This window comes from Paenibacillus sp. DMB20 (assembly GCF_000987955.1).
Lineage (GTDB): Bacteria > Bacillota > Bacilli > Paenibacillales > Paenibacillaceae > Paenibacillus_AQ.
This window is the reverse complement of the sequence record NZ_LAZU01000006.1, coordinates 50,931-66,154: the sequence shown is the minus strand read 5'-3', so window position 1 is coordinate 66,154 and position 15,224 is coordinate 50,931. Positions and strand designations below refer to the sequence as shown.

Genomic DNA, 15,224 nt, shown 5'->3' with positions numbered 1-15,224 from the left:
ACTCTCGTGAGTCAGCTGCGGCTCTCTTTGGCGTGAATGCTATCGGTGCAAGGCTGATTTCAGCGGCCCTCCCTCGCCTGTCTGCGTTCTTCCCGAAGCCGGGACACCGCAGGAGCGAGGAACCCGGCCAGCCTCTCGCCCATGAGAATATGGCCGTCATCCGAAGGATGGATCAGATCGCTTGCCAAGCCCGTGAATTCGGTCAGGATGCGGCTCCCCTTCAGAAGATGGAGATGGGCATGATTCTTATCCCTTGCATACTGCCGAAGCCAGTCGTTCGTCTTTTTCTCCTCTACCGTGAACGGCTCCTGCTCATCCGCGGCGAAGGTGGCGCGATTGGGATAAATCGTCGTCAGGAACACCGGCTTTGCAGGATGTTTTTCCAAAATGCGGTCCAACAGGTACGCCGACCTGGCACGAATCACATCGATAGGGAACCGGCCCCTCATGTTTACGCCGATCTCCAGGAAAATGAGGTCCCAATCCTTTTTTTCGGCAATATGATCGGCAAGCTCCGGTTCGCAGTAACACGATCCGCTTAGAGCCAAGTTCACGACATCAAGGGACAACCGGCGGGCTGCCCGCTGCGTATATCCCGTGTAATGGTGCATGGCGCCCGCCCCTTGGGTGATGGAGGAACCATAGACGAGCATGTTCAGATCGGGCATTTCCCCGGGCCGCGGAGGTCTGACGTCATGCCCAAAAGCCTCCAGCGCATGAAATACCGCGTTAAACCGGTCAAAGTACACTCTCCAGACATTCGGGGAAAAGCTCCCCGACGATAATATTTCGGGTTTCACGCCCAGGAATCGCTCCGGATCTTCAAGCTCGATCGTTTGCATCCTGCCTCCCTTGACGTCCGCTTTGGAATGGAAGTAGTCCCCCTTGAAAATCAGGACGCTTCCTCCCTCGTCCCAAGCGGATAAGGTGAGCCGGACCCTGTCGGAGTCCGTGACGAACCGGATCTCGCACCCGTTCGACTGGACCGCCTTGCTCCGCCCTTTGGAAGACAGGCGATGCCGGACTTTTTCGGGAAACCGCTGCAGTCTCCAGCCCGGCATGCCGGGAACCTCTTCCAATTCCGCGACATTGTGAAAATAACAATGGTTGAATTCCATCATCGGCTTTAACGGCGCGGCAAGGTTACGCCCTGCTTGGCATTGAATTTCTCCGTCGCTTCCTTGATCACGTCGCTGCCGCCCTTTGACTTCCATTCCTCCACGGCTTTGGACCAATCGGAAATCGGCTCTTTGCCGTAAACCATCTTGATCATATGGGTCAGCAGCAGCGGCGGCGCCGAGTCGGAGTTCATCGCGATGTCCGGATTTCGGGTCAGCGCATCCAGTCGCGGATCAAAGATGATGCCGTCCCGTCCTTCCTTGGCCAAAATCGTATCATATACGTTCATCAAATGGCGCCCCTCTTCCGTAAGCGACAGCGTCCCCTTATTGTAGGTCGTGTCCTGCACCATCCAGAGGAAGGATTGGCGGTAACGTTCCTCGTCAACGCCGGCCGAGGTTGTCGGCGCCTTGTAATTGATTTTTCCGTTCTCGACCGTATAGGTCTCGCCCTCGATTCCGTAGGTGAAAAACTTCTCCGCTTCCTCGGAAACCATCCAGTCGAAGAACTTGATGATTTGTTCGGGGTTTTTGGCATCCTTGTTGATGAAAAAAGCTCTGGTAACCGGTCCGTACAGATGATACCCGCCTTTGCCGTCGGGACCGACCGGAGACGGAATCAGCTCGATTTTCGCATTCGGGTCCGACTCCGACAGCTGCTTTTGCCATTGAATGAGCTCATTGGCGTTCATCGTCCACATGCCGGCCTTGCCGGACAGGATCGTATTTTTGAAGTCGGTGGCATTGATCGTGGCAAACTCCTTGTTGATCAGGCCTTCGTCGTACATCGTTTTATAAACCGTGAGCGCCTTCTCCATGTTCTCGATATCCATGAATTTGGGGACGATCTGATCCCCCTGCTGCTCCATCATGGACAGGAAAGGCATCACGTCGTAAGCGCCGAAGAAGGTATCCGCATACTTGAAATCCTGGCGTCCCATATACGGATTTTCCACGCCCATTTTTTTGAACTCCCTCAGCACCGTAAGCGTGTCCTCGACCGTCTTGGGCACTTCAAGCTTCGCCTTGTCGAGCAGGTCCTTTCGGATCCAGGTTGCCCGGCGCGCCGGATTGGACAAATATTCCGGGATGGCGTAAATTTTGCCGTTCGAGGTCACTTTGTCCCATGCCTGTTTGGGCACTTTTTTGAGCAGGTTCTGACCATGCTCCTTCAGCAGATCGTCCAGGGGCAGGAATACCCCGGCTTCGACGGACCCGGCCATTTCCTTGCCGTTGACCCCGCCGTCTCCCTGAACGACATCGGGAATGTCGCTCGTTGCGAACATCTGCACCATTTTTTGCTCGTATTCCTTGTGAGGTACCAAAATAATACTCAGATCCGTTCCGGTCAGCTCTTCCAGCTTCTTTACCCATTTATCCTGATTGATGTCAGGCGATCTCTCGACATGCCCGAACGCCAGCGTACGCATCGAGATGGAGAACCCGTTTCCTTCCTTCTTTGCCGAGCCGGCCGCCGAACCGGGATCCTCCGCCTTGCCGCAGCCCGCAAGCAGTGACGCCGCCAGCAGCAGAGCAGCGCCGGAGCTGAACCATTTTTTCATGATACCCCTCTTTTCTTCATGGAATCAAACTCATGTAAAAGCGCTTTCAATACGCATCTTAAAATGTCTCCGATGCCCGAACAAGGGGGCCATTTTAGATGTTTTTGGTTTATTTTTAGGTAGGCCTTCCAGCAGTTTCCGGCTTCCCTCCTTTAATAAGCCTTCGGAATTTCGATTTTCTGCGTCATGCCCTTGTCCGTGCAGTAGAGATGGAGGCCATGATCCTGATCGTCCAGAAAATAGGGCACGTATTTCGGCTCATTCGCTTTATGCGGGACCAGCAGGGTTACGATCCTGTGGCTTTTGGCGGCCCGGGTCTCCGCCTTGAGGTGGTAATGCTTCGGCAGCGACTCGTATTCGGCAGGATCGACGCCTTCAAAAACATCGCTCTGAAACAGCTTCATCTCGCCGGATGAGCTGTACACAAAGGTCCCTTTTAGCCCCGCTTTCCGGCCCCTGATCTCGAACGACTGCCCCTTCAATTCCATTGGAAATACGGCGTGCAGCAGCCACTGGACCGTATCCAGCTGTTCGAGTTCCAGCGAATCCACGATGACTGCGTAGGACGACTGCAGGAAATAAATTTCCCGAATCACGCTTTTCGCATGGGGCACGGTCAGGGCGTAAGCTGCCGTCGCGTCGGCCCTTACATACTGAAATCCCGGGTTCGAAACGCAGTCCTCGATGTTCCCCGCAGCAGCCATGTTAAACACTTTGTTGTTCTCCGCATACTGCCCGATTCCCCCGATGAGAATACCGTTTTTGGAATGGGTCTGGCGGCGCCAGTTCCTGTGGAACGAGCTTCCATGGGCGATATAATACCCGGTGTCTGCCGCGAGCGGCTCGCCGAAAGCATGGAGCTGAAAGCTGTTCTGGTCGGCATGGCTGTGGCTGATCGATCCGTAGCGGCTCGACTTGGCAAGCAGCATGATATGTTCGTCCGGGTCCTCCATCCGATGATGCATGGCGACCCATCCGACGTCCCGGAACCATTTCAGGGGCTCGATCGATACCGGCGGCCCGGCTTCCACCTGAGGGTAATCGAAACGGTAGGCCAGCTCGTCGAATCCGAAATCCCACCAGCCGTAGTTGTAAAACGCCTTTTCGGTTCCCGGATCGTTCGCTTTCACCTGCTCGTAATACCACTGATACCACGGATTTCCGGTCACCCCCGCAAATTGGCGGATGTTGTAGCCCGTCTTGAGATTGACCGGGTCGCCAAGCGTAGACTGGTCGCCAAAGCTTACTCGGATGGTATCCGGCGGGTACACGTACAGCGGAAAGTCTCCCGTTTTTTGAAAGAAGGGCCTCCGGTAAAAATCGATGCCCGCGTAACTCCGCAGCAGATTCAGCGCTTCCGTGACATAGGCCATCCCCGTCGTCCAGTACATCGGTCCTTCCGCCCAGCCCCCGTCCATGCCGCCCCAAGGGGAATACAGGCAGGCATAGTACTCGACGGCATAATCCAGCCACTCGCGCGCCTGCGGCTCCTCGTGCAGGAGAGCAATACAGCACGGGACAAGCACCGAAGAGAGCGAACGGACGGCATGGCTGTCGTACGGGACATGATGGATTTTGGACCGGACCATCACGTGATGGGCTACCTGTTCTGTCCGGCGTTGCAAGCGGCTACGTACCAAGTCCCGTTCAACGTCGCTCAGCTCGTCGTACAGCCAGTCGTACCCCCACGCCAGCGCCGCCGCAACGCGGAACGCGGCCTCGTCGTTATAATCGCGCGACGTCGTCCCTTCCGGATCCCAACCGGCTGCGTGAAGCAGCCAGGCCTTGGCCTTGGCTGTCATATCGGAATCGTTCAGCACGCGTCCCGCGATGCTGAGATGCCGGACCGCATACAGTACTTCCTGGCAATCGATATACATCTGGCGCCACAAAGGAGCAACCCGTTTGTTGCCGGGGTACGGTTTGGGCTCCTCTTTCAGAGGCGCTTCCATCCATGGTTTCACGGAGGCGGTCATGAAATCATCCCACGCGCCGCCCATTGGTCCATCCTGGATCGCCAAAGCCAGTTCCTTCAATCTTCCGGGGTTCAGCCATAGGCGGGGATGCGCCAGAGCCGCTCCCTGTTCGGGATAACGGTCATTTCGACGCGGCAGCGGCGTTTCCGGCAGATCTTCCGGAATGTCAAAACGCCGCGTTACGCTCCAGGACGATATTCTCCGCCCGTCGTCCGGATGCAGCGTACCGCCCGGAGTTTCGTTGTCCTGCGGCGCAGACTCCATTAAAGCGTATCTCCAATAATAGCCCCCGGGCGGCAGTGCCCGGTCCGGGGTGAAAAAGTTAAACGGCAGCGGCTTATACTCCCATACGGTTTCGGGCGCAAAACTTTCGTCCGGGGATATCTGCAGAACGTAAGCCGCATCATCCTCCTGCTGAGCCGCCATCCACGTAAACCGCGGCGGGTTTTCGGTGATGACCGTCTGGTCGCCCGGTGCGTACTGCACGGTAAACATGCTGCTCTCCGGCTGAAACAACGCGATTTCCGCCATTGTTTCCTCCTGCGTCGTGCGGGTCTCAATCCCATTCACTCCTTTCCGCCTTAGCGCATGAACATGCCGCCGTTAATTTCAATCGTCTCCCCGGTCACAAAATCGCCCAGCTCCGATGCGAGATACAGCACCGCTTTGGCCACGTCGTCCGGAGCCCCCTCGCGTCCGAGCGGAATCGAACGGATCGAGGCTGCCCGCGCCTCCTCGGAGGTAAAGGTGGCGTGAAATGCGGTCTGTCCGATAAAGCCCGGGGAAATGGCGTTAACGGTTACCCCGTCAGGCGCAAGCTCCTTGGCCAGCCCCTTCGTGAACGCAATGACGGCTGCCTTGGATGCCGCATAGATGGAAGCTCCGGGGCCGCCTCCGTTATGGGCGGCGACCGACGTCATGTTGATGATTCGCCCGCCGCCTTTTCCTTTCATGCCGGGAATCACCACCTGCGAAACGAAGACGGCGCTTTTCAGGTTCACATCCATGATTCTGGCGTACAAATCCTCGCTCATATCGGCAATCGGGCTCCGCTCCACAAGGTGGCCTGCATTGTTGACGAGCACATCCACCGCCGCGCCGAACCTCTCTTCGATGGCCCGGATCATCCCGCGAATCTCATCCACACGCGTGACGTCGGCCCGGAATGCGGCGGCTTCTCCACCGGCCCGGCGTATATCTGCCACCACGGCTTCCGCCTGTTCCATGTGGTTCAAGCCGTTGACCGCCACTTTGGCGCCGCAGGCGCCGAGCATTCTTGCGGCCGCCGCGCCGATCCCTCCGCTGGAGCCTGTTACAAGGGCAATTTTGTCTTGCAAAGTGATATTCATCATTTATTCCTCCTGTTCGCCAATGATTTGTTCCGTTCAAAGCCGCTTTTGTTTGGCATCCGCCGGCATCGTCATGATCATCGTCGTGCCGGCACCAGCGGCGCTTTCGATCGTCAATCCGAACTGTTCCCCGTACACCAGCTGAATACGGCGATGCACGTTCATCAGACCGATGCCGCCCGAGTGGTAAACAGGGTCGCTCCCCGGACCGTTGCCTGCCAGGCGGTTCAGCTTCAGCTTTTCGCGCAGCTCGTTCAGGCGCTCTTCCGGCATCCCCGCTCCGTTATCCTCCACGATCACGTAAAACCGATCCTTATCGCGCCGAGCGTCGATCCGGATATAACTTCCGTCCTTCATCCCGTTCGGGAAGGCATGCTGAACGATGTTCTCGATCAACGGCTGCATCGTCAGCCGGACCATTTTTTCAAGAAGCAGCGGCGGCGGAATGACCACCTCGATCTCTACCTCCCGGTTCATCCGATGCTTCAGAATCGCCATGTAGGCCAGCACCTGCTTCAGCTCGTTGGCTACCGTGATCTCCTCCAGGTTCGTCTGGATCGCATAACGGAGCATCAGCGCAAGCGACTCCACCATCTCCGTAATCTCCTCGGAATCCTGGACGACCGCGTAGCATTTAATCGTCTCCAGCGTGTTGTAGAGAAAGTGGGGATTCATCTGGAGCTGAAGCGCCTGAAACTCGGCCCGGCTGCGTTCAAGCGCTTCCTGCTGAAGTTCAAGCATGGCCTTTTGCTGATCCAGCTCGCTCTGGTACACCCTTTCGATCATTTCGGACAGACGCGAAACCATCGTGTTATAACGCCCGATCAAGACACCGATTTCCCCTTTGCGCCTGTTGTCGTCGATACGCTGCCAGTTTCCTTTTTCCGTCTCCCGCATCCCGTGCATCAGCGTCCGCACGGGTTTGACGATCGATGCCCCGAAGCGGTAAGCCACCAGCAGCGTCATGACAAGCGTCGCAATGCCGACCATAATCGTCGCCCGGCGGATGGTAATGACCGGTTTTTGAAGTTCATTCAGCGGAACGGAGGCCACCACTCTCCAGCCGGAAAACTCCGACGCTCGGTGACGAACAACCTCTCCGCCCCTCCCATCTTGAGCCGGAAGGAATTTTCCAGGGCCGTACGTTTTACGGCTTCATTCGGCAGGGCCTCCGCCGCCCCTTTCCGTTCGGATGCATACACGACCCGGTTCTCCTGGTCCAGCACATACACGAAGCTGTCCGTCCCAAGGTCAAGCTCCCCCCAGATACGGGACAGCTCGCGGGAATTGAACTCCATCGCCAGCACCCCGTTCGGCTGGTAAGAGGCAATGCCTCTCACCCGGCGGGCAATCGTGACCGCGCCTTTGGGCCGGGATGGACGGATGCTTTGCGTCAGGATCGCCGCCGTTCCGTTCCCAGGCGTCTTTCTCCACAGCTTGTCGAACTGCTTCTTGGCATCAACGTGGGGAAAGGAAGCCGGCGTCTGGTTGTCATCCGCAACCATGCGGCCGTTGCGGCCGATCAGATAGATATGCGCGATCTGAGGATACGTCAAAAAGGTCGGCTGCAGCACGTTGCCCTGAATCTGCTTCGTATAAAAGAAATAAGAATAGCTGTCATCCGGATCCATGTCGAGAAACCTCTTCACGTCGTTGCTGGACAAAATCGTATATGTCGCCCTGTCATAATTCTTCAAATATAAATCCGTCTGGTACGCCGTATTGCGGATCGTCTGCGCTATGTTATCCGCGGTCTGCCGCTCGATCGCTTTCGACGCATACAGGTAGGTAAACCCGCCGATGATGGACAGGGACATGATGATAACGACGGCGAAATAACTGAATATTTTGATCGACAGGCTTCCCCGCATTACTCGATCCCCAGCTTCTGGCGGTATTCCGACGGGGTGCAGCCGACGACCTTCTTAAAGGTTTTCGTAAAATGGGGGTGGTCCGCATAACCGACCTCATACGAGATGTCCGTAATGCGGTAGTGCGGCTTTTCCAGCAGCCGTTTGGCCAGCTCCATTTTGCGCCGGATCCGGTACTGTACGAACGTCTCCTCCGTCTTCAGCTTGAACAGCTGGCTGAAATAGGAAGCGTTCAATCCCAGCCTTTCGGCTACCTCCTCAAGGGAGACGTCCCGGTCCAGATGGCGCTCAATATAAGCCTTGGCCTCCTCCACCAGCAGCTTGCGGCTGCCGAGGCGCTTTTGCCGGAGTTCATGCAGCAGTCGGCGCACGCCGTCCGCAAAAACTTTTCCGCTCTGTTCCGTGGTTTCGCAATAGCCGTAATCCGGCTGCAACTCCGAAAGCCCCGCGCCCCTGGCTTCCAGCTTGCCGCATATCGTCGTGCCCAGCGCGTGAAAGAGTTCCTTCGCAGCTTGCAGGGTCAGCGCATATCCGGGATAATGGTTTTCCCACTCCTCCAGAATGGCTTCAACGTCCCCTTCCCGCAGTTCCCACACGGCAAGCTCCAGCCGTTTGGCCCACGCATCCAGCTCCTTAATGGAGAGCAGGGCCGCGGAAGAAGACGAGTGATCCGCCCGTATGCCGGTTTTCAGCTTTTCCAGCAGTTCCCCCAGCTCCTTGCGGTTTACCGGCTTCAGCAAATACCTTTTCACGCCGTAATCGACGCAGGCTCTGGCATATTCAAAATCCGAATAACCGGATACGACCACGATCTGCGTACCGCTCTGCCGCTCCGAAAGCCGGCGGCACAGCTCCAGACCGTCCATGACCGGCATGCGGATGTCGGTAAACAGGAGGTCCGGGGTCCAGTTCTTCATCAACCGCAGCGCCTCTTCCCCGTCTCCCGCATGCCGGATTTCGCAATTCAGCACGCCGGACTGCTCGATCAGTTTGGACAATCCCATCCGGATGACCGGTTCGTCGTCGGTTACCAGTATTTTGACTTCGCGGGCATGATTCATCAGGGCACCCCTCTCTCAAGACTCATGTCATTCTTCTATGATTTGACAGAGCCTACCAGGACTCCTTTCACGAAATGCCGCTGGAGGAAAGGATAGATGATAATGATCGGTACCGTTGCAATGATAATGGTCGCCATTTTGATCCCTTCGGGTGAAGTATGCGCCAATGTGCTGAAGGCGGACGTGCCCGGGTCGATGGACAGCTCATCGGTTTCGAACAGCTTCTTCAGCTTGACCTGAATCGGCCACCAGGCCGGATTGTTCAGGTAATACAGAGCCGAGGAGTAGGCGTTCCAGTGGGCCACCGCATAGAAAATGCCGAGAGACGCCATCACCGGCTTGGATAACGGAAGGACGATCCGTCCGATAATGCCAAGCTCGCCGCATCCGTCGATCCGGGCCGCGTCGATCAATTCCGACGGCAGCTGCATAAAAAACGAGCGCATCACGAAAAAGTTAAAGGCATTAATCGCTCCCGGCACGATGAGGACCAGAGGATTATTAACCAAGTTAAGCTCTTTCATCAGAATGAAGTTAGGAATAAGCGGAGCGGAAAACACAACCGTAATCAGCACGAACATGACAACGGCGCCGCGCCCCTTGTACTCCGGCCGGGATAACGGGTAAGCGAGGGTGGCCGTGGCCAGCAGGTTGATCAGCGTCCCCGCAAGCGTAATGCCCACCGATACGCCGAACGCCCTCCAGATGGAAACATCGCTGAAGACGTACTGGTAATTGATCCACGTAAAATCGACGGGCCACAAGGTGACTTTCCCGGACATGATCGCCTCGGAGCTGCTGAAGGATTGTGCCAGTACGTTAATGAACGGCAAAATCATCGTCAGGGAGAGCAGCGTAAGCAGCATGATATTCACGACATTAAAGATCCGGTAACGTGTACTCGGTATGCGCATAGGATGTCCCTCCCGCTTAATACAGACTTTCGCCGGTCGTTTTTTTGCTGAACAGATTGCCCGCCATGATGAGGACAAGCCCGACAACCGATTTGAACAGTCCGATCGCCGTCGTGTAGCTGTACTGCTGGGACAGCAGTCCCGCACGGTAAATATACGTATCGAGAATCTCCCCGCTTTCCGTATTGAGCGGATTCAGGAAAACAAAAACCCGTTCAAAACCGAGGTCGAGGAACTTGCCGATATGCAGCAGCAGCAGAATCATGATCGTCGGGAGCAGGCAAGGTATGGTGATGGACAGCGTCTGCCTTAGCCGGCCCGCGCCGTCCACCTCGGCCGCTTCATACAAATCCGGGTTGATTCCGGCAATGGCCGCCAAGAAAATAATCGTTCCGTAACCGGAGTCCCGCCAGATGCCGGAGCCGATCAGGATGGACCTTATATAGGAATCCTCCCCAAGAAAATAAATCGGGTCAATCCCGAACCATCCCAGAGCTTTGTTGACGATGCCCGTATCCGTCGAGAAAATGCCGATAAATATGCCGCTGATGACCACCCAGGACAGAAAGTGGGGCATATACACCACCGTCTGCAGAAAACGCTTATATACGGTGATCCTTATTTCATTCAGCAGCAGGGCCAGAAGAATCGGCACCGGAAAAGCGATAATCAGGTCGTATAGTCCGAGCAGCAGCGTATTGTTCAGGATTCTCATGAAATCGTAGTGCGCAAACATCTCTTTGAAGTGGGCCAAGCCTACCCATTCGCTGCCGGCAAAGCCGCTGAAAATATTGTAGTTTTGGAAAGCGATCACCGAGCCCAGCAGCGGGACGTATTTAAACAGCAGAAAATACAGGATGCCGGGGATGGACAGCAGGTACAGGGTTCTGTACCTCCAAAAGTAGCGTATCCACCCGGTTGATTTCGCCCGTGCAGCGGAAGGGGAAGGAAGACCGTTTACGGCGGCTCCGGAGAAGCTTTCCGTCTGATTCAAGGTTCTCATCCCCCCTGCTCTCTGGTTTTCTTCAAGTTATCGGGAACATTGTCGTCCCAAGGGATTTCCTGAAATGTGACGGAGATGTACTCAGCTTCCCGGTCGATAATGCGGGACAGCTCCCGGGTAAACACCTCGACGATCTCCTGCTTTTGAGCGTCCGTGCGCCCCTCGTACATTTTGATGCTGATTTGCGGCATAGGTCCGTGCTCCTTCCATCTGTATTTGTAAGCGCTTAACAAAAAGCTTGTGTCTATCCTACTCCGGCTGACGGTTTGGAACAATAGAGTGTCTTTTCATGTATTTGTGTTTTTTTTAGGTTGCGAGCATACGGAAAACCATTTTCAAAACCTCATATTTTCCTTAAATTTCTTGCCTTTACCGCTTCATAACGGCTAAAATAGAAACACCGTTTATACAAATATGTACATAGAAAAGGAGGCCGCATTTTCATGAATGCGCAACAAAGCAACATCAAGCTCGTGGTAGCAGGGCTTCTCCTCGGCATTCTTATGTCGGCCATGGACAATACCATCGTGGCTACAGCCATGTACACCATCGTGGAAGACCTCGGCGGTTTCGATCAAATCGTATGGGTCACTTCGGCGTATATGGTTGCCGTCATGGCTGGAACCCCGATCTTCGGCAAGCTGTCCGACATGTACGGGAGGAAGCGGTTTTATATTTTCGGGCTTGTCGTCTTTCTCGCCGGATCGGCCTTGTGCGGGATGGCGGACAGCATGCTGCAGCTCATTATTTTCCGGACGATTCAGGGCATCGGCGGCGGCGCGCTGATGCCGATTGCGTTTACGATCGTGTTCGACCTGTTCCCGCCGGAGAAGCGCGGTAAGATGACCGGCCTTTTAGGTGCGGTGTTTGGCACGTCCAGCATCCTCGGTCCGCTGCTCGGCGCCTTGATTACGGATCATATCGGATGGGAATGGGTATTTTACGTCAACCTGCCGATCGGCATCGTATCCTTTATATTCATTCTTGCCGCCTATAAGGAGTCGCTGTCGCACGTGAAGCAGAAGATCGACTGGATCGGGGCTGCCACCCTGGTCGGGGCCGTCGTCTGCCTTATGTTCGGGCTGGAACTGGGAGGGAAGACCTACGCTTGGGATTCTCCGCAGATTCTTGGCTTGTTCGGCGGATTCCTGGTTCTGCTCATCATTTTCCTGGTTGCCGAGAGCAAAGCCGCCGAACCGATCATCTCGTTTAAAATGTTCCAAAAGCGTCTGTTCGCTTCGAGCAATGCGGTTGCTCTCTTTTACGGAGCCGGCTTTATCGTCGCTACCGTCTATATTCCGATTTTCGTATCCGGGGTTTACGGCGGTACGGCAACCAATTCTGGCCTCATTCTGATGCCGATGATGCTTGGCAGCGTGGCGGGAAGCCAACTTGGCGGCATCCTGACGACCAAAACCTCCTTCCGCAACATCATGATCGTGTCGTCCATCTGTTTCATCGCCGGCATTTTCTGCCTCAGCACGCTGAGTCCGGAGACGTCCCGCACCCTGCTCACCCTGTTCATGATTTTGACGGGCTTTGGGGTCGGCTTCTCCTTCTCGGTGCTCAGCATGGCGTCGATCCACAATTTCGATGTACGCCAGAGAGGTGCGGCCACGTCGACGAACTCGTTCCTGCGTTCGCTCGGGATGACCGTGGGCATAACGATTTTCGGCATCGTCCAGCGAAACGTATTTACGAACAGATTGGCGGAAGGCGTTACGGGAGGCCAAGCGCCGGCCGGCGTATCGTTTGATACCGATGCGGCCATGTCTTCCGATGTTCTGGAAAAGATGCCTCCGGCCATCCGCGAGCATGTCGTATCCTCGCTGGCCGACTCCATCTCCCGGTCCTTCCTGTGGGCGCTTGTGCCGGCCGTTCTGGCCTTCGTCTTCGTGCTGATGATGGGAAATGAGCGGGTAGCGGTAAGGCCGAAAGAACCCGGGCCTCAGGAGAATTAAAGAATGCAGCAAAAAAAGGCGAGGACAGCCGCAAAATTGCGGATGCCTCGCCTTTCAATTTCTGAAGAGACGCTGCCATCCTGTTCAAAGGACGGCAGCACTTATGAATTGGATATTAGAAGAACTCGTCCGGGTTCGGACCAAAGCGCTTGTTCTCGTTCAGGCCGTCAATCGCAGCCATATCCTCGGCCGACAGCTCGAAATCGAAAATGCCTGCATTTTCGCGGATGCGGTGTTCCTTCACCGACTTCGGAATCACGATGATTCCGTTCTGGAGATCCCAGCGCAGGATGATCTGGGCGATGGTCTTGCCGTACTTCTCGGCAATCCTCGCCAGAACCGGCTGGTCCAGGTTGCCCTGCATGAGCGGGCTCCAGGCCTCCAGCACGATCTTGTTGTCGCGCGCATATTGAAGCAGCTCCTTCTGGCTGTTCAGCGGGTGCAGCTCGACCTGGTTCACCGTAGGCACCACGCCGGAATCTTCAATAATGTCGCGCAGATGGCGGATCTGGAAGTTGCTGACGCCGATGGAGCGCACGAGACCCTCTTTTTGCAGATGAATCAGCGCTTTCCAAGTCTCTTTATATGTATCCTTCCCCGGCCAATGGATGAGGTACAAATCGAGCGTCTCGAGGCCGAGTTTTTTACGGCTCGTTTCAAACGCCTTCAGCGTGGACTCATAGCCTTGGTCGGCATTCCATACTTTGGTTGTGATAAACAGCTCCTCACGGGGCACGCCGCTTTCGCGGATCGCCTGTCCCACGCCCTGCTCATTACCGTATATAGCCGCGGTGTCAATGCTCCGATAGCCTGCCGCGATGGCGGATTTGACGGATTGAATGACTTCTTCGCCCTCCTGGGTTTTGTATACGCCGAGGCCCAGCCATGGCATTTTAACGCCGTCATGCAGGGTTGGCCCGTCGGTAAAAGTTTGGTTTGCCGGATTTGTCATACGAATCCCTCCTAAACTTATGTAATCTTATTACGGTTTTTAGGCCGCAGTTACAGTATAGCAATTCCTTGAAGGACGCTCAAACGAATCAGACGAACCTGTCAAGAACGGCTCTAGATGGACAGCCCTTGCTTTACAAGGGATGATTAACCCGTATGCGTAGAAATTTCTCCTTTGGATGCGATATCGGGTTTTCGTTTCGCCGGAGGAACTTTGCCAAATACGATCCAAGACATCGGCAGCCAGCGTACGGTCAAGGATACCACAACACAGGACGCGAGAAGGGCAAACATGAATCCCCCCAAGTACCACAAATGAATTAAATACGGGTAGCCCATCTTAGGCGGATAGAGCCGGTATATGAACAAAAACAGCGGATGAATGAGATAAATGCCGAACGACAGCTCACCAAGCCTTGCCATCGACCTCGTGAGCCATGGCCATGCATGCCGGATCAATAAGTGGGACAACAGGATAGCGACCAGTCCTGCCGTTATCGTCTGCATGTTCCAAAGAAAATGATACAGCAAAGAATCGTATTTCGCGCCATATAACCGTGCGGAATGGTAGACATATACATGTCCCAGCGAAGCTGACAGCCACACGGCCAACAATATAATCCACCCTGCAAGGCGGGATGCCGTCACATTTTCCTTCCTGATCTCGAACCATTCTTTCAGCTTCGGATAGTAGATCCCAAGAACTGCCCCCAGCATAAAATAAGACATATAGTGCAGCGCTGAGCTGGCGGGTCTCTCCGTAAGCAGAAATAATTTATTCATAATTATAAATCCATACTGCATGGCAAACCCTGCCGGAACAGCCCATTTAGCAAAATTGGGCTTGCATTTGAACAGCCACAACAATATCGGGAACAGCAAGTAGAACTGGATACTAATGTATATAAAATACAAGTGCGTATAGGCTTTCCCAGAAAACAGCTGAACCACAAACTTCTCAAGCGACTCTTCCAGTGAACGATCCGGATAATACTTAAAATGTACGATTACAAAGTAAATAACTGAAAATATCACGTACGGAATCAGGATGAATTTTAATCTCTTCTTGTAAAAGTTGCCGATCAGCTTCTTGTCTAACGGACGAGAATAATAGCTATAGAACAACACGAAGCTGCTCAAGAACAAAAACACCGGCGTACCGATCTTCATAAAAATATTAAAGAAATTGTACGCGGCATACAGATTTGATTCCTTCATCACAACCGTTGCGGAAGAAGTAGCATGTACAGACAAAACGCCGATTATTGCAATCGCTCTAACCAGCTGAATTTCCGGTAAATTGGTTTTCCTTGATTCTTTACTCATTCCAGCCTTGTTTCCCTCCTAATTCATCCAGACAACATAAAGTATAAGGGAGCAATCTTACCAAAAAACCGCAGCAATCCTTAACATTTTCTTATTAACGTCTTAACAATTCAAACATATTCAGGCTTGGAT

13 protein-coding genes are annotated in these 15,224 nt (G+C 54.5%); 1 reads left to right on the top strand and 12 read right to left on the bottom strand.

Features of this window, described 5'->3' with window-relative positions; all coding sequences use genetic code 11:
* Nucleotides 1–59: 59 nt before the first annotated feature.
* From XI25_RS02340 to XI25_RS02300, 10 genes are all read right to left on the bottom strand, one after another.
* Complete coding sequence (locus tag XI25_RS02340; protein WP_235439625.1) at nt 60–1,214, bottom strand: GDSL-type esterase/lipase family protein; 1,155 nt, start codon at nt 1,212–1,214, stop codon at nt 60–62.
* Nucleotides 1,127–2,680: an extracellular solute-binding protein gene (locus XI25_RS02335; RefSeq protein ID WP_046677188.1), complete on the bottom strand. Its 1,554-nt coding sequence runs from the start codon at nt 2,678–2,680 to the stop codon at nt 1,127–1,129. Before XI25_RS02335 ends, XI25_RS02340 begins: the two co-directional genes overlap by 88 nt.
* A 152-nt stretch (nt 2,681–2,832) precedes the next feature.
* Nucleotides 2,833–5,187 carry a DUF4962 domain-containing protein gene (locus XI25_RS02330; RefSeq protein WP_046677187.1) on the bottom strand — a complete coding sequence of 785 codons (2,355 nt, stop codon included), beginning with the start codon at nt 5,185–5,187 and terminating at the stop codon, nt 2,833–2,835.
* Nucleotides 5,188–5,237: 50 nt separating this feature from the next.
* Complete coding sequence (locus XI25_RS02325) at nt 5,238–6,005, bottom strand: SDR family NAD(P)-dependent oxidoreductase (RefSeq protein ID WP_046677186.1); 768 nt, start codon at nt 6,003–6,005, stop codon at nt 5,238–5,240.
* Nucleotides 6,006–6,041: 36 nt separating this feature from the next.
* Entirely contained in the window at nt 6,042–7,061 is a 1,020-nt protein-coding gene (locus XI25_RS30980; protein WP_082112177.1) for a sensor histidine kinase, read from the bottom strand.
* Entirely contained in the window at nt 7,040–7,876 is an 837-nt protein-coding gene (locus tag XI25_RS30975; protein WP_052759423.1) for a cache domain-containing protein, read from the bottom strand. Before XI25_RS30975 ends, XI25_RS30980 begins: the two co-directional genes overlap by 22 nt.
* Nucleotides 7,876–8,937 carry a response regulator transcription factor gene (locus XI25_RS02315; protein WP_046677185.1) on the bottom strand — a complete coding sequence of 354 codons (1,062 nt, stop codon included), beginning with the start codon at nt 8,935–8,937 and terminating at the stop codon, nt 7,876–7,878. Before XI25_RS02315 ends, XI25_RS30975 begins: the two co-directional genes overlap by 1 nt.
* A gap of 35 nt (nt 8,938–8,972) precedes the next feature.
* Nucleotides 8,973–9,851 (bottom strand): carbohydrate ABC transporter permease, encoded by an 879-nt coding sequence (locus tag XI25_RS02310; protein WP_046677184.1) that lies wholly within the window; start codon nt 9,849–9,851, stop codon nt 8,973–8,975.
* Nucleotides 9,852–9,867: 16 nt separating this feature from the next.
* Nucleotides 9,868–10,761, bottom strand: a complete 894-nt coding sequence (locus tag XI25_RS02305) for an ABC transporter permease (RefSeq protein ID WP_046677217.1) — start codon at nt 10,759–10,761, stop codon at nt 9,868–9,870.
* 89 nt (nt 10,762–10,850) lie between these two features.
* On the bottom strand, nt 10,851–11,045 hold the full coding sequence (locus XI25_RS02300; protein ID WP_046677183.1) for a tautomerase family protein: 195 nt from the start codon (nt 11,043–11,045) through the stop codon (nt 10,851–10,853).
* A gap of 252 nt (nt 11,046–11,297) precedes the next feature.
* On the opposite strand from XI25_RS02300, the gene XI25_RS02295 reads away from it, so the two are divergent.
* Nucleotides 11,298–12,815 carry an MDR family MFS transporter gene (locus tag XI25_RS02295; protein WP_046677182.1) on the top strand — a complete coding sequence of 506 codons (1,518 nt, stop codon included), beginning with the start codon at nt 11,298–11,300 and terminating at the stop codon, nt 12,813–12,815.
* 115 nt (nt 12,816–12,930) lie between these two features.
* Here the strand turns inward: XI25_RS02295 and XI25_RS02290 are convergent, their stop codons facing one another.
* On the bottom strand, nt 12,931–13,767 hold the full coding sequence (locus XI25_RS02290; protein ID WP_046677181.1) for an aldo/keto reductase: 837 nt from the start codon (nt 13,765–13,767) through the stop codon (nt 12,931–12,933).
* 146 nt (nt 13,768–13,913) lie between these two features.
* The gene (locus tag XI25_RS02285) at nt 13,914–15,092 is read right to left on the bottom strand and encodes an acyltransferase (protein ID WP_046677180.1); all 1,179 of its coding nucleotides are present in this window, start codon (nt 15,090–15,092) and stop codon (nt 13,914–13,916) included.
* Nucleotides 15,093–15,224 lie beyond the last annotated feature (132 nt).

What these genes read in the sequence shown, in the direction of transcription:
- XI25_RS02330 (WP_046677187.1), bottom strand. Translation starts at nt 5,187, where the DNA reads ATGGCGGAAATCGCGTTGTTTCAGCCGGAGAGCAGCATGTTTACCGTG.
- XI25_RS02295 (WP_046677182.1), top strand. Translation starts at nt 11,298, where the DNA reads ATGAATGCGCAACAAAGCAACATCAAGCTCGTGGTAGCAGGGCTTCTC.
- XI25_RS02335 (WP_046677188.1), bottom strand. Translation starts at nt 2,680, where the DNA reads ATGAAAAAATGGTTCAGCTCCGGCGCTGCTCTGCTGCTGGCGGCGTCA.
- XI25_RS02285 (WP_046677180.1), bottom strand. Translation starts at nt 15,092, where the DNA reads ATGAGTAAAGAATCAAGGAAAACCAATTTACCGGAAATTCAGCTGGTT.
- XI25_RS02340 (WP_235439625.1), bottom strand. Translation starts at nt 1,214, where the DNA reads ATGGAAGTCAAAGGGCGGCAGCGACGTGATCAAGGAAGCGACGGAGAA.
- XI25_RS02300 (WP_046677183.1), bottom strand. Translation starts at nt 11,045, where the DNA reads ATGCCGCAAATCAGCATCAAAATGTACGAGGGGCGCACGGACGCTCAA.
- XI25_RS02325 (WP_046677186.1), bottom strand. Translation starts at nt 6,005, where the DNA reads ATGAATATCACTTTGCAAGACAAAATTGCCCTTGTAACAGGCTCCAGC.
- XI25_RS02315 (WP_046677185.1), bottom strand. Translation starts at nt 8,937, where the DNA reads ATGAATCATGCCCGCGAAGTCAAAATACTGGTAACCGACGACGAACCG.
- XI25_RS30975 (WP_052759423.1), bottom strand. Translation starts at nt 7,876, where the DNA reads ATGCGGGGAAGCCTGTCGATCAAAATATTCAGTTATTTCGCCGTCGTT.
- XI25_RS02290 (WP_046677181.1), bottom strand. Translation starts at nt 13,767, where the DNA reads ATGACAAATCCGGCAAACCAAACTTTTACCGACGGGCCAACCCTGCAT.
- XI25_RS02310 (WP_046677184.1), bottom strand. Translation starts at nt 9,851, where the DNA reads ATGCGCATACCGAGTACACGTTACCGGATCTTTAATGTCGTGAATATC.